The 13,547-nt window shown below is 67.2% G+C and carries 9 protein-coding genes; 5 read left to right on the forward strand and 4 right to left on the reverse strand.

Features of this window, described 5'->3' with window-relative positions; genetic code table 11:
• Nucleotides 1–22: 22 nt before the first annotated feature.
• Nucleotides 23–880: an efflux RND transporter periplasmic adaptor subunit gene (locus tag PSPA7_RS08700; RefSeq protein WP_012074930.1), complete on the forward strand. Its 858-nt coding sequence runs from the start codon at nt 23–25 to the stop codon at nt 878–880.
• Here the strand turns inward: PSPA7_RS08700 and PSPA7_RS08705 are convergent.
• The 3 genes from PSPA7_RS08705 to PSPA7_RS08715 form a co-directional block, all read right to left on the reverse strand.
• Complete coding sequence (locus tag PSPA7_RS08705) at nt 861–2,036, reverse strand: MFS transporter (RefSeq protein WP_012074931.1); 1,176 nt, start codon at nt 2,034–2,036, stop codon at nt 861–863. The two genes, PSPA7_RS08700 and PSPA7_RS08705, sit on opposite strands and share 20 nt — an antisense overlap.
• Before the next feature lie 149 nt (nt 2,037–2,185).
• Nucleotides 2,186–2,656, reverse strand: coding sequence for a MaoC family dehydratase (locus PSPA7_RS08710; RefSeq protein WP_003151072.1), 471 nt, complete (start codon nt 2,654–2,656; stop codon nt 2,186–2,188).
• Nucleotides 2,653–3,603, reverse strand: coding sequence for an alpha/beta hydrolase (locus PSPA7_RS08715; protein ID WP_012074932.1), 951 nt, complete (start codon nt 3,601–3,603; stop codon nt 2,653–2,655). The genes PSPA7_RS08710 and PSPA7_RS08715 overlap by 4 nt, the downstream gene beginning before the upstream one ends.
• A 246-nt stretch (nt 3,604–3,849) precedes the next feature.
• On the opposite strand from PSPA7_RS08715, the gene fadD2 reads away from it, so the two are divergent.
• The 4 genes from fadD2 to hrpA all read left to right on the forward strand — a co-directional run bounded on the left by fadD2 (nt 3,850) and on the right by hrpA (nt 11,947).
• Nucleotides 3,850–5,538, forward strand: coding sequence for a long-chain-fatty-acid--CoA ligase FadD2 (gene fadD2, locus PSPA7_RS08720; RefSeq protein ID WP_012074933.1), 1,689 nt, complete (start codon nt 3,850–3,852; stop codon nt 5,536–5,538).
• A gap of 234 nt (nt 5,539–5,772) precedes the next feature.
• A complete protein-coding gene (gene fadD1 / locus PSPA7_RS08725; protein WP_012074934.1) occupies nt 5,773–7,461 on the forward strand; it encodes a long-chain-fatty-acid--CoA ligase FadD1 in 1,689 nt (562 codons plus the stop codon).
• Nucleotides 7,462–7,583: 122 nt separating this feature from the next.
• Complete coding sequence (locus tag PSPA7_RS08730; protein WP_012074935.1) at nt 7,584–7,793, forward strand: addiction module protein; 210 nt, start codon at nt 7,584–7,586, stop codon at nt 7,791–7,793.
• A gap of 173 nt (nt 7,794–7,966) precedes the next feature.
• Nucleotides 7,967–11,947 (forward strand): ATP-dependent RNA helicase HrpA, encoded by a 3,981-nt coding sequence (gene hrpA / locus PSPA7_RS08735; protein ID WP_012074936.1) that lies wholly within the window; start codon nt 7,967–7,969, stop codon nt 11,945–11,947.
• Between the two features lie 66 nt (nt 11,948–12,013).
• Here hrpA and phoA read toward each other — a convergent pair whose 3' ends face one another.
• The gene (gene phoA / locus PSPA7_RS08740; protein ID WP_012074937.1) at nt 12,014–13,444 is read right to left on the reverse strand and encodes an alkaline phosphatase; all 1,431 of its coding nucleotides are present in this window, start codon (nt 13,442–13,444) and stop codon (nt 12,014–12,016) included.
• Between the last annotated feature and the right edge of the window lie 103 nt (nt 13,445–13,547).

Here is a 13,547-nt window from a genome sequence, read left to right on the forward strand (position 1 = left end):
TCGCCCCGAGAAGGAGATTCGCATGCGTGCATCGCTTCGCGTCGTCGTCACCCTGCTGGTGGTGGTCGCTGCTGTCCTCGCCGGTATCTGGCTCTGGCGCTACTACATGCTCTCGCCCTGGACCCGCGACGCCCGCGTGCGGGCCGACGTGGTGGTGGTGGCGCCGGACGTATCCGGCTGGGTCACCGATCTGCAAGTGAAGGACAACCAGGTGGTCAAGGTCGGCGACGTGCTGATGCGCATCGACCAGGAGCGCTACCAGGCCAACCTGGAGCAGGCCCGCGCCGTCGCCGAAACCCGTCACCAGCAATACCTGCTGCGGCAGAACGAGGCGGCCCGGCGCAGCCGCCTGGGCATCGGCGCGATCAGCGCCGAGGACAAGGAAAACGCCCAGATCAACGCGGCCATCGCCCGTAGCGAGTACCAGGAGGCGCTGGCCCAGGTGAAGATCGCCGAACTCAACCTCAAGCGCAGCGAACTGCGCGCTGCGCGCAACGGCCAGGTGACCAACCTGCGCCTGGCTCAGGGCAACTACGCCACGGCGGGCCAGGCGGTGATGGCGCTGGTCGACCAGCAGTCCTTCTATGTGGTCGCCTACTTCGAGGAAACCAAGCTGCCTGGTATCCGCGTCGGCATGCGCGCCCAGGTCCGCCTGATGAGCGGCGACCAGCCGATCGCGGGCACGGTGGAGAGCATCAGCAGCGGCATCACCGACCGCAATTCGACGCCGGACGGCCAGTTGCTGGCCAACGTCGAGCCGACCTTCAACTGGGTGCGCCTGGCCCAGCGTATCCCGGTGCGCATACGCCTCGACCAGGTGCCCGCAGGCGTCCACCTCAGCGCCGGGATGACCGCCAGCGTCACCGTGCAGGGCGACTGAGCGGCAGCGCCTGCGCGGCGCCGCTCAGCGCACAGGCGCCGAGGGCACAGGCCAGCGCCGCCAGTACCAGGGCGAGGCCGACCCAGGGTGTCGCGGCGACCCCCAGCAGCGCCACCACCAGGCCGCCCAGCGCCGCCCCGAGACCCACGCCCAGGTGCATCGCCGAGGTGTTCAGGGCGACGCCGGCGGAACCGCTGGCCGGGTCGCTACGAAGCAGGAAGCTCTGCACCACCGGCGAGATCATCCAGCTGATCGCGCTCCAGACCATCAGTACCGGTACGAACCAGGCGCTGCCCAGGCTCGGCGGGAGGGCTGCCAACGCCACGGCGAACGCCGCCGGCACCCATTGCAGGGCGCGCCGGTGGCCGAGGCGGTCGGCCAGCCAGCCGCCCATGTAGCCGCCGCTCAGCGCCGCCAGGCCGATCAGCAGGAGGATCAGGCTGACCTCGTCGGCCGAGCGGATGCCGGCCATGCTCGCCAGGTACGGGGTGAAGTAGGCGAACAGGGTGAAGTGCCCGCCGAGCAACAGGATCGAGACCAGTTGCGCGAGCCACAGCGCCGGTTGGCGCAATTGCCGGAGGTAGCCTTCGCGGCCTGGCAGGTCGCCGGGCTGGCGTTGCGGCAGGCAGCGCCAGAGCAGCAGGCACAGCGGCAGCGAATAGAGGGCGATACCGGCGAAGATCCAGCGCCAGCCGAACCAGTCGCTGACCAGCACGCCCAGCGGCACGCCGAACACCAGCGAGCCGCTGATGCCGACGAAGATCAGGCCGATCGCCCGGCCGCGCTGGCCCGGGGCAGCGAGTTCGGCGGCGAGCAGGCTGGCCAGGACGATCAGCAGCCCGCAGCAGGCCGCCATCCCCAGGCGCGCCAGCAACAGGCCGGCATAGCCCGGGGCCAGGGCGGCGAGCGCGTTGCAGAGGGCGAACGTCAGCAGCGTCGCCAGCAACAGGCGGCGGCGTTCGACACGACGGGTCAGCCAGCTGAGCAGCGGCGCGGCGACGGCGAAGCCGAGGGAGAACAGGGTGGTCAGCTGGCCGGCCAGGCTGATGGAGACCCGCAGGTCTGCGGCCAGTGGCGGCAGGATGCCGATCAGGATGCTTTCCGCCAGGCCGGCGGCGAAGGTGGTCAGGGCTAGCGACAGCAAGCGAAGGTCCATGGCGGCTCCGATTCCCGGGTGAGGGGTTTCGGGCGGTGATGCCTTCGGTTATCCCTGAAGATTGAGGTAAGACAGCCGACAGGGTAGAGCAGCGCGCGGCGGCCCGGCAAGTCCGCCGGGCTGGACGGCCCGACGGCAGGGGAAGCCGATCAGCCGATGCTGATCGGCGGCAGTTCGGCCAGCTCGACGCTGAGCCTGTCTTCCGGCGCCATGATCTCCGCTTCGCCGTCGACCACTTGCTTGCCGGCCTGGTTGAACACCCGGGTGGCCATGCGCACACGGTTCTTCGGCAGCTTTTCCAGGACTTCCAGCTCGACCCGCAGGTCGTCGCCGAGTTTCACCGGACGGGTGAAACGCAGGGTCTGGCCGAGGTAGATGGTGCCCGGGCCGGGCAACACGGTGGCGATCGCCGCGCTGATCAGCGCGCCGCTGAGCATGCCGTGGGCGATGCGCTCCTTGAACTGGGTGGTGGCCGCGTAGGCGGCGTCCAGGTGCACCGGGTTGCGGTCGCCGGAGACTTCGGCGAACAACTGCAGGTCGCGTTCGGCGATGCTGCTGGTGTATTCGGCCTTCTGCCCGACCTCGAGTTCGGCGTAGGGAATGTTCTGTACCTGGCTCATGTTCTCTCCTTTGTCGAATGATCCCGGCGGTGGCGCAGGGCCTGTTCCAGCCAGTCGATCAGGTCTTGGGTGACCGCGTCGCGGTTGCTCTCGTTGAACAGCTCGTGGCGGGCCTCGGGATAGGTTTTCAGGCTCACCTGGCGCAGGCCGGCGCCGCGCAGGGCATCGGCCAGGTCGTGCAGGCGCTTGCCCTGGCTGACCGGGTCGCGCTCGCCGCCGATGACCAGCAGCGGCAGCTCCGCGTCGATCTGGCGCAGGTGGGCGAGCGGGGTGATGTCGGCCAGGCCGCCGAGCAGGTCGACCCACAGCTGGTTGCTGCAGCGGAAACCGCACAGCGGGTCGGCGACGTACCGGTCGACTTCCTGCGGGTCGCGGCTGAGCCAGTCGAAGGCGGTGCGGTTGGGCCTGAACGCCTTGTTGAAGGAGCCGAACGAAAGGAAGTCGATCAGCGCGCTCTTGCCCAGCGGGCCCTGGCGCCAGCGCTCGAAGCGGGCGATCAGCCGGGCGGCACGGTAGAGCGCCCGTGGCTGGTAGTTGGAGCCGGACAGCACCGCGCCCTGCAGGCTGCAGCTGTGGTGCAGCAGGTAGGCCATGGAGATGTAGCTGCCCATGCTGTGGCCCAGCAGGAAGATCGGCAGCTCCGGGTGCTGCTGGCGGATATGGTGGTTCAGGCTGGCCAGGTCTCCGACCACCTTGCCCCAGCCGCCGTGGTCGGCGAAGTGGCCGAGTTCGTCGGCATTGGCGGTCTGGCCGTGGCCGCGCTGGTCGATGGCATAGAGGTGGTAGCCGGCGGCGTTCAGCGCGGCGGCGAGCCGCTCGTAGCGGCCCGCGTGCTCGGCCATGCCGTGGGCCAGCATCACCGCGCCGATGGCCTTTTCGCAGGGCCAGTGGCGAGTGTACAGCGGGGTTTCGTCGCTGGCGGGAAGCCAGTAGGCAGCGGCGGGCATGTTCGTTCCTTGTGCCGGGCGGACGCGTTCCGGCGCATTCTAGCAGCGTGCGCGGTTTCCACCCGGAAAAGCGCCGTCTTTGCGGTAAAGCCGCTCTAGGACGGCGCACGGCGGATGGCGACAGGCTCGAGATTCACACTATCAATAAGGGCAGGTCGAGTATTTGCGCTGCCCGGCGCAGCTGCTAAGTTGCCGGATGCCCCGCTCACGCGGGCCAGACCCGCTCAGGTAAGAGGACAAGAATAAATGCAACCTGAATTCTGGAACGACAAGCGCCCGGCCGGCGTACCCGACAGTCTCGACTTCGCCGCCTACCGTTCCGTGGTCGAGGTCTTCGAGCGCTCCTGCAAGAAATTCGCCGACCGCCCGGCCTTCAGCAACCTCGGTGTGACGCTCAGCTACGCCGAACTCGATCGCCTGTCCGCCGCCTTCGCCGCCTACCTGCAGAAGCACACCGACCTCAAGCCCGGCGACCGCATCGCGGTGCAGATGCCCAACGTCCTGCAATACCCCATCGCGGTGTTCGGCGCCCTGCGCGCCGGGCTCATCGTGGTCAACACCAACCCGCTGTACACCGCCCGCGAGATGCGCCACCAGTTCAAGGACGCCGGCGTGCGCGCGCTGGTCTACCTGAACCTGTTCGGCAAGCTGGTCCAGGAAGTGCTCCCGGATACGCGGATCGAGTATCTGATCGAGGCGCGCATGGGCGACCTGCTGCCGGCGCTGAAGGGCTGGCTGGTGAACAGCGTGGTGAAGTCGGTGAAGAAGATGGTGCCGGACTACCAGCTGCCGCAGGCGCTACCGTTCAAGCAGGCGCTGAAGCAGGGCCAGGGGCATGCCTTGCAGCCGGTCAGGGTGGGCCTGGAAGACATTGCCGTCCTGCAGTACACCGGTGGCACCACCGGCGTGTCCAAGGGCGCGATGCTCAGCCATGGCAATCTGGTGGCGAACATGCTGCAGGTCCATGCGCAGCTGTCCCAGCTCGGCAAGGACGGCCTGCCGCTGATGAAGGAGGCGCAGGAAGTGATGATCGCGCCGCTGCCGCTGTACCACATCTATGCCTTCACCGCGAACTGCATGTGCATGATGGTCAGCGGCAACCACAACGTGCTGATCACCAATCCGCGCGACATCCCCGGTTTTGTCAGGGAACTGAAGAAATGGCGGTTCTCCGCGCTGCTCGGCCTCAACACCCTGTTCGTCGCGCTGATGGAGCACCCCGGGTTCAAGGACATCGATTTCTCCAACCTGAAGCTCACCAACTCCGGTGGCACCGCGTTGGTCAGCGCCACTGCCGAGCGCTGGAAGGGCGTCACCGGCTGCACCGTGGTGGAAGGTTATGGCCTCACCGAATGCTCGCCGGTGGTGACCACCAACCCCTACGGCGAGCAGGCGCGCCTGGGCACGGTGGGGATCCCGGTGGTGGGCACGGCGCTGAAGGTGATCGACGAGGAGGGCAAGGAGCTGCCTGTAGGAGAACGCGGAGAGCTCTGCGTGAAAGGTCCGCAAGTGATGAAGGGATACTGGCAGCGGCCGGAGGCCACCGAGGAAATCCTCGATGCCGAGGGCTGGCTCAAGACCGGCGACATCGCGGTGATCGACGGCGATGGTTTCGTGCGCATCGTCGACCGCAAGAAAGACCTGATCCTGGTCTCCGGCTTCAACGTCTATCCCAACGAGATCGAGGACGTGGTGATGGCCCACCCGAAGGTGGCCAGCTGCGCCGCGGTGGGCATTCCCGACGAGAAATCCGGCGAGGCGGTGAAGCTCTTCGTGGTCGCGCGCGACCCGAGCCTGTCGGTCGAGGAGCTGAAGGCCTACTGCAAGGAAAACTTCACCGGATACAAAATTCCGCGACAGATTGTGCTCAAGGATGCATTACCGATGACGCCTGTGGGTAAAATCCTCCGTCGTGAGCTGCGCGAAATCGCCTGACGGCCCTACAGGGCCCTGAAACGGGCATTTGCCAGGGACAGGAAAGACCGTGACCGAGACTAATGTCTCGGTCATTTTTTTGACTGGATAGGTCATGTTTGGTGCTGGTCTGCCCCTGGCAAAGCTGATAATCTCGGCGCGCCTAATAGCCCTGGGACCAGGGTTAGCGAGCAGATCACAACAAGATGCCGCCATGAGCGGTGAAGATTAGCTGTTGCTTAGGAGTGGGCTTCCATGATCGAAAACTTCTGGAAGGACAAGTACCCAGCGGGTATTGCTGCCGAGATCAATCCCGACCAGTACCCGAACATCCTGTCGGTACTGAAGGAGTCCTGCCAACGTTTTGCCACCAAGCCCGCGTTCACCAACCTGGGCAAGACCCTGACCTACGGCGAGCTGTACAAGCTGTCCGGCGACTTCGCCGCCTACCTGCAGCAGCACACCGATCTCAAGCCCGGCGACCGCATCGCCGTCCAGTTGCCCAACGTCCTGCAGTACCCCATCGTGGTCTTCGGCGCCATGCGCGCCGGCCTCATCGTGGTCAACACCAACCCGCTGTACACCGCGCGCGAGCTGGAGCACCAGTTCAACGACTCCGGCGCCAAGGCGGTGGTCTGCCTGGCCAACATGGCCCACCTGGTCGAGGGCGTGCTGCCGAAGACCGGCGTCAAGCAGGTGATCGTCACCGAAGTCGGCGACATCCTGCCGCCGCTGAAGCGCTTCATCGTCAACTTCGTGGTCAAGCACATCAAGAAGATGGTGCCGGCCTACAGCCTGCCGCAAGCCACCAAGCTGACCGACGCGCTGGCCAGGGGCGCCGGCAAGTCGTTCCAGGAAGCCGCGCCGAAGGCCGACGATGTCGCCGTGCTGCAATACACCGGCGGCACCACCGGGGTCGCCAAGGGCGCCATGCTGACCCACCGCAACCTGGTGGCGAACATGCTGCAGTGCAAGGCGCTGATGGGCGCCAACCTCAACGAGGGCTGCGAGATCCTCATCGCGCCGCTGCCGCTGTACCACATCTACGCCTTCACCTTCCATTGCATGGCGATGATGCTCACCGGCAACCACAACATCCTGATCACCAACCCGCGCGACCTGCCGTCGATGCTCAAGGACCTCGGCCAGTGGAAGTTCACCGGCTTCGTCGGTCTGAACACCCTGTTCGTCGCCCTGTGCAACAACGAGACCTTCCGCAAGCTGGACTTCTCCGCGCTGAAGCTGACCCTTTCCGGCGGCATGGCGCTGCAGCTGGCCACCGCCGAGCGCTGGAAGGAAGTCACCGGCTGCGCCATCTGCGAAGGCTATGGCATGACCGAGACCGCGCCGGTGGTGTCGGTCAACCCGTTCCAGAACATCCAGGTCGGCACCATCGGCATCCCGGTGCCCTCGACCCTGTGCAAGGTGATCGGTGACGACGGCCAGGAAGTGCCGCTGGGCGAGCGCGGCGAACTCTGTGTGAAAGGTCCGCAGGTGATGAAGGGCTACTGGCAGCGCCAGGAGGCCACCGACGAAATCCTCGATGCCGATGGCTGGCTGAAGACCGGCGACATCGCGATCATCCAGGAAGACGGCTACATGCGTATCGTCGACCGGAAGAAGGACATGATCCTGGTCTCCGGCTTCAACGTGTACCCGAACGAACTGGAAGACGTGCTGGCGACCCTGCCGGGCGTCCTGCAGTGCGCCGCGATCGGCATCCCCGACGAGAAGTCCGGCGAGTCGATCAAGGTCTTCGTGGTGGTCAAGCCGGGGGCGACCCTGACCAAGGAGCAGGTCATGCAGCACATGCATGACAACCTGACCGGCTACAAGCGGCCGAAAGCCGTGGAGTTCCGCGACAGCCTGCCGACCACCAACGTCGGCAAGATCCTGCGCCGCGAACTGCGCGACGAAGAGCTGAAGAAAGCGGGCCAGAAGTAAGTCCGCCGTTGCCTGAAGAAGCCCCGCCGATGCGGGGCTTCTTCGTTGCAGGCAGTCGGTTGCGGGGTGAGCCGGCCTGTGCGGAGCGTGCCGGCATCGCATCACGGGCGCAGGAAATCCCCATGGCCCGCATCGATCCTGCCCTGGCCGGAGAAATACGCCGTCTGCCGGTCAGCCGGCGGTTGGAACTGGACGAGGCATTGCTGGAGAGCCTGGATCGCGCCGACCCCGAGGTGGAGCGCCAAGGGTTGCGAGTGGCCGAGGAACGCCTCGCCGCCTACCGGGCGGACGCCACCGATGCGCTGCCGTTGGCCGAGGTGCTCAAGCGCTGAGGTGGCCATCGCCCACCAGCAGCGTCGGCCGTATCGCGGCGGCGAGCGTTAACCGGGATTCGTCCTCGTCCGCCCAAATCTGCGACAATTCCGAATATTTTTCGCCTCGGCAGTGGCTGGAGGCTCTTCCCGTCTCGCGTAGTTCCGCCACGCCCACAGCATCGATAGCCTACATGACCGACCAGACTCCTTCCTTCGACCAGCTCGCCAGGCGTATCGACCAGGCCCAGATCAGCGACCGCCACCGCCTGCGCCGGCAGCTCCACGAACTGCGCAAGCAGCCCGACGACGCGCGCCTGGCGCAGTGGGTCGAGCGCTTCCAGGCTTCCTGCGCCAAGGTCGAGGCGCGCCGCGCCAGCGTGCCGGCGATCCGCTACGACGACAGCCTGCCGATCGCCGCCAAGCGCGACGAGATCAAGGCCGCCATCGCCGCCCACCAGGTGGTGGTGATCGCCGGCGAGACCGGTTCGGGCAAGACCACCCAGTTGCCGAAGATCTGCCTGGAGCTGGGGCGTGGCACCCACGGCCTGATCGGCCACACCCAGCCGCGCCGGCTGGCGGCACGCAGCGTCGCCACGCGGGTCGCGGAAGAGATCGGTACGCCGCTGGGCGCGCTGGTCGGCTACCAGGTGCGCTTCGAGGACCAGAGCGACGACAGTACGCTCATCAAGCTGATGACCGACGGTATCCTCCTGGCCGAGACCCAGCACGACCGCTACCTGGAGCGCTACGACACGCTGATTGTCGACGAGGCCCACGAGCGCAGCCTGAACATCGATTTCCTCCTCGGCTACCTGAAGACCCTGCTGCACCGGCGTCCGGACCTGAAGCTGGTCATCACCTCGGCGACCATCGACCTGGAACGCTTCTCCAGGCATTTCGACGGCGCCCCGGTGATCGAGGTATCCGGCCGCACCTATCCGGTGGAGACCTGGTACCGGCCGCTGGCGGCGGAAACCGACGAGGAGGGCAACCGGGTCGAGGACGACCTCTCGGTGGACCAGGGCATCCTCGCCGCCCTCGAGGAGATCGCCGCCCACGAGCGCGAGCTCGGCAAGCGGCCCGGCGACGTGCTGGTGTTCCTCCCCGGCGAGCGGGAGATCCGTGACGCCGCGGAGATGCTGCGCAAGGCCAACCTGCGCCATACCGAGGTGCTGCCGCTGTACGCGCGACTGACCCCGGCCGAGCAGCAGAAGATCTTCCAGCCGCGCCCGGGACGCAAGATCGTGCTGTCCACCAACGTCGCGGAGACCTCGCTGACGGTGCCGGGCATCCGCTACGTGATCGACAGCGGCACCGCGCGGATCAGCCGCTACAGCTACCGCGCCAAGGTCCAGCGGCTGCCCATCGAGGCGGTGTCGCAGGCCAGCGCCAACCAGCGCAAGGGCCGTTGCGGACGGGTCGAGCCGGGCATTTGCGTGCGCCTCTACAGCGAGGAGGACTTCAACGCGCGTCCGGCCTTCACCGATCCGGAAATCCTCCGCACCAACCTGGCCGCGGTGATCCTGCAGATGCTCCACCTGCGCCTGGGCGACATCGAGGCGTTCCCCTTCATCGAGCCGCCGGACGGCAAGGCGATCAAGGACGGTTTCACCCTCTTGCAGGAGCTTTCCGCGGTCAACCGCGAAGGCCAGCTGACCCCGCTGGGGCGCCAGCTGGCGCGCCTGCCGATCGACCCACGGCTGGGGCGCATGCTGCTGGAGGCGGCCCAGCAGGGCAGCCTCGAGGAGGTGCTGACGGTGGCCAGCGCGCTGTCCGTGCAGGATCCGCGCGAGCGTCCGGTGGAGCGCCAGCAGGCCGCCGACCAGGCGCATGCGCAATGGAAAGACCCGGATTCCGACTTCGCCGCGCTGATCAATCTCTGGCGCGGCTTCGAGGAACAGCGCCAGGCGCTGGGTTCCAACGCCCTGCGCAGCTGGTGCCGGAAGAATTTCCTCAACTACCTGCGCCTGCGCGAGTGGCGCGACGCCCATCGTCAGCTGACCCTGATCTGCCGCGAGCTGAAGCTGCCGTTCGGGCGCCCGGCCAGGGCCGAGGCGCGCAAGCCGGAGGCGAAGAAAGGCGCGCCGGCCAATGGCGAGCGCGAGCTGCCGGGCATCGACTACGCGGCGGTGCACAAGGCGATCCTGTCCGGCCTGCTCAGCCAGATCGGCCAGAAGGCCGAGGAAGGCGACTACCTTGGCGCCCGCCAGCGACGCTTCTGGATCCATCCGTCCAGCGGCATCGCCCGCAAGCGCCCGCAATGGATCATGGCCGCCGAACTGGTGGAGACCACCAAGCTGTTCGCGCGGATGGTCGCGAAGATCGAGCCGGACTGGCTGGAGCCGCTGGCCGGGCACCTGATCAAGACCAACCACTTCGAGCCGCACTGGGAGAAGCGTCGCGGCCAGGTGGTGGCGTTCGAGCAGGTCACCCTCTACGGCCTGATCGTCATCGGCCGACGTCCGGTGCACTACGGCCCGATCGACCCGCCGGTGGCGCGCGAGCTGTTCATCCGCGAAGGCCTGGTACGTGGCGAGATCAACAGCCGCGCCAGGTGCCTGAGTGCCAACCGGCAGTTGCTGGAAAAGCTCGACGAGCTGGAAGCCAAGGCGCGCCGGCGCGACATCCTGGCCGACGAGGAAACCCTGTTCGCCTATTACGACGCGCGCCTGCCGGCGGACATCTACCAGACCGCCAGTTTCGAGAAATGGTACGCCCGCGAGCGACAGAACCAGCCGGACCTGCTGCTGATGCGCGAGGAAGACGTGCTGGCCCGCGAAGCCAGCGAGGTCACCGCCGCGCAGTACCCGGACCGCCTGCGCCTGGGCGACCTGCAGCTGTCGCTGAGCTACCAGTTCGAGCCCGGCACCGCGCGCGACGGTGTCACCGTGCGGGTACCGGCGCCGCTGCTGCCGCAGTTGCCGGCCGAGCGCATCGACTGGCTGGTGCCCGGCCTGCTCTACGAGAAGGCGGTGGCGCTGGTGCGCAACCTGCCGAAGGCGATCCGCAAGAGCTTCGTGCCGGTACCGGACTTCGTCCGTGCCGCCCTGGAGCGCATCACCTTCGGCGAAGGCTCGCTGCCCCAGGCGCTGGGCCGCGAGCTGCAGCGCATGACCGGCGCGCGGGTGGCCGACGAAGCCTGGGCCGAGGCGGCGACGCAACTGGACGATCACCTGCGGATGAACATCGAGGTGGTCGACGCCCAGGGCAAGTTCCTCGGCGAGGGCCGCGACCTGGCCGAACTCACCGCGCGTTTCGCCGAAGCCAGCCAGGCGGCGCTGGCGATACCCCAGGCGAGCGAGGAACAGCAGCGGCCGGTGGAGGCCAAGGCCTTCGCCAGCGTCGCCGAGAAGGTCCAGCAGAAGATCGCCGGGCTGTCGATGACAGTGTATCCGGCGCTGGTGGAAGAGCAGGGCGAGGTCAAGGAAGGGCGCTTCCCGACCCAGGCCGAGGCCGACTACCAGCACCGCCGCGCCCTGCAACGACTGCTGTTGCAGCAACTGGCCGAACCGGCCAGGTACCTGCGCGCCAAGCTGCCGGGGCAGACCGAGATGGGCCTGCTGTACCGCGAGCTGGGACGGGTCGAGGCGCTGGTCGAGGACATCCTTCTGGCCAGCCTCGACAGCTGCGTGCTGCAGGGCGAAAGCCTGCCGCGCGACGGTGCCGCCCTGGCGGCGCTGGCCGAACGCAAGCGCGGCGCCTGGAACGAGCATGCCGAGCGCCTGGCGCGCCTGGTGCTGGAGATCCTCAAGCTCTGGCACGGCCTGCAGAAGCGCTTCAAAGGCAAGGTCGACCTGGCCATGACGGTGCCGCTGAACGACGTCAAGGGCCAGTTGGCCAACCTGGTCTATCCGGGCTTCGTCCGCGCCACTCCGCTGGAGTGGTTGAAGGAGTATCCGCGTTACCTCAAGGCTGTCGAGCAGCGCCTGGACAAGGTCGCTGGCCAGGTCCAGCGCGACCGGGTGTGGAGCGGCGAGCTGGGCGAACTCTGGGCGCAATACCAGGCGCGCCTCGCCAAGCACGCCCAGGAAGGCAAGCGCGACGCCGAGTTGCAGTTGTATCGCTGGATGCTGGAGGAGTACCGGGTCTCGCTGTTCGCCCAGCAACTGGGAACCCGGCTGCCGGTCTCGGACAAGCGCCTGGCCAAGCAGTGGAGCCAGGTCGAGGGCTAGGGAATCCGCGGGAAATGAAAGAGGCGCGCCGGTCGAAACCGGCGCGCCTCTTTCGTTCTGCTCCGATCAGTCGCGCAGGTTCAGTGCGCGACGGATGGTGAAGAACAGGTCGGTCTGGTCGGTCAGGCCGGTGACATTGGCGGCTTGCGGGCCATAGGCGGCGATGCGCAGCTGGGTGCCGGTATGTTCCTGGGAGCCTTCCTCGGAATTGCCGTAGCTGATCGCCAGCGGTGCGCCGTCCTTGGTCGTGAGCAGCTGGGTCAGCCCTGGCGCGGCGGTTTCCGGCGGGATGATCTGGCTGGAATGGGCGTGGTCGGCGGTGACGATCACCAGGGTCTCGCCGTCGGCCTTGGCGAAGGCCAGGGCCTTCTGCACGGCTTCGTCGAGATCGACTGTCTCGCCGATCTGGCCACAGGGGTTGGCGGCGTGGTCCTGCTTGTCGATGGACGCGCCCTCGACCTGGAGGAAGAAACCGTTCGGATTGTCCTTCAACAGCTCGATGGCCTTGCTGGTCATCTGTGCCAGGGTGGGGATGTCGGCGGTGCGTTTCGGATTCGCCTCGCAGGTCACCGCCGGCTGGGTCAGGTTGCCGTGGTAGGTGGCGGTCGGACCGAGCCAGCGTACCGGCATGTTGCCCGGCGCGAACAGGCCGATCAGCGGTTGCTTCTGGTTGGCGCGGCGCACGGCCTTGAGGTCGTCGAGGTTTTCGACGATCCGGTAGCCACGGGCTTCGGCCTGGGCACGCAGGGTCTTGCCGGCGTAGCGGCCAGCCTTGGCGGTTTCCGCGAAGGTCGCGGCGCCGCCGCCGAGGACAACGTCAGGGCGGGTCTTCAGCCACTGCTCGGTGATCGAGCCGGCGCCGCCGTTCTCCAGGGCATTGCTCGGGCAGCGCTTGCTGGTGGCCTCGGGGCCGTAGCACTTGCGAGCGGTGACGTGGGCGAGCAGGGCGGCGGGAGTGGCGTCCTGCAGCTCGGCGGTGGAGACGTTGCCGGTGGCCTTGCCGTTGAGCTTGGCCAGTTCCAGCAGGTTGCGGTGCGGCTGCTCGTGGATATCCACGCCGATCGCGCCGTTGTAGGACTTGACCCCGGTGGCCCAGGCGGTGGCCGAAGCGGCGGAATCGGTCACGTAGTCCGGCAGGCCGCTGTCCTTGTGCAGGGCGTAGTGGGTGTACTGGCCGGTCAGCGGCAGCGCGTCGATGCCCTTGAAGTAGCCGCCCGCGCCGCGCGCGTAGTTGCGCGCCACGGTGATTTCGGAGTCGCCCATGCCGTCGCCGATCAGCAGGATCACATTCTTCGCCTTCTTCTTCGACAGCGACTGCTTCAGGGCCTGGGTCAGGTCCTGCTCGACGCGCCGCGCGCCGCCGTATTCGCTGATTTCGCCGCGCGCCTGGCGGTTGAACAGCGACGGATCGTCCTGGCGTGCCTGGGCCGGCAGAGCGCTGCCGAGCACGGCCATGGAGACGGCGAGAGAAAGGGCGAGGGGATAGCCTGGGGTCATGACGCATTTCCCTATGTTGAGGAGGTGGCTGTGGCGGCCGGCCGGGCCGGCCGCGAGTGCTACGAAAGTAGGGAAGGGTGATGACGGGCTTGTGACAATTTCT

This window comes from Pseudomonas paraeruginosa PA7, assembly GCF_000017205.1.
In the GTDB taxonomy this organism is placed as follows: domain Bacteria; phylum Pseudomonadota; class Gammaproteobacteria; order Pseudomonadales; family Pseudomonadaceae; genus Pseudomonas; species Pseudomonas paraeruginosa.

Excerpts from the sequence above, each read along its gene's own strand:
- PSPA7_RS08700 (WP_012074930.1), top strand. The coding sequence starts at position 23 with ATGCGTGCATCGCTTCGCGTCGTCGTCACCCTGCTGGTGGTGGTCGCT.
- PSPA7_RS08705 (WP_012074931.1), bottom strand. The coding sequence starts at position 2,036 with ATGGACCTTCGCTTGCTGTCGCTAGCCCTGACCACCTTCGCCGCCGGC.
- PSPA7_RS08710 (WP_003151072.1), bottom strand. The coding sequence starts at position 2,656 with ATGAGCCAGGTACAGAACATTCCCTACGCCGAACTCGAGGTCGGGCAG.
- PSPA7_RS08715 (WP_012074932.1), bottom strand. The coding sequence starts at position 3,603 with ATGCCCGCCGCTGCCTACTGGCTTCCCGCCAGCGACGAAACCCCGCTG.
- fadD2 (WP_012074933.1), top strand. The coding sequence starts at position 3,850 with ATGCAACCTGAATTCTGGAACGACAAGCGCCCGGCCGGCGTACCCGAC.
- fadD1 (WP_012074934.1), top strand. The coding sequence starts at position 5,773 with ATGATCGAAAACTTCTGGAAGGACAAGTACCCAGCGGGTATTGCTGCC.
- PSPA7_RS08730 (WP_012074935.1), top strand. The coding sequence starts at position 7,584 with ATGGCCCGCATCGATCCTGCCCTGGCCGGAGAAATACGCCGTCTGCCG.
- hrpA (WP_012074936.1), top strand. The coding sequence starts at position 7,967 with ATGACCGACCAGACTCCTTCCTTCGACCAGCTCGCCAGGCGTATCGAC.
- phoA (WP_012074937.1), bottom strand. The coding sequence starts at position 13,444 with ATGACCCCAGGCTATCCCCTCGCCCTTTCTCTCGCCGTCTCCATGGCC.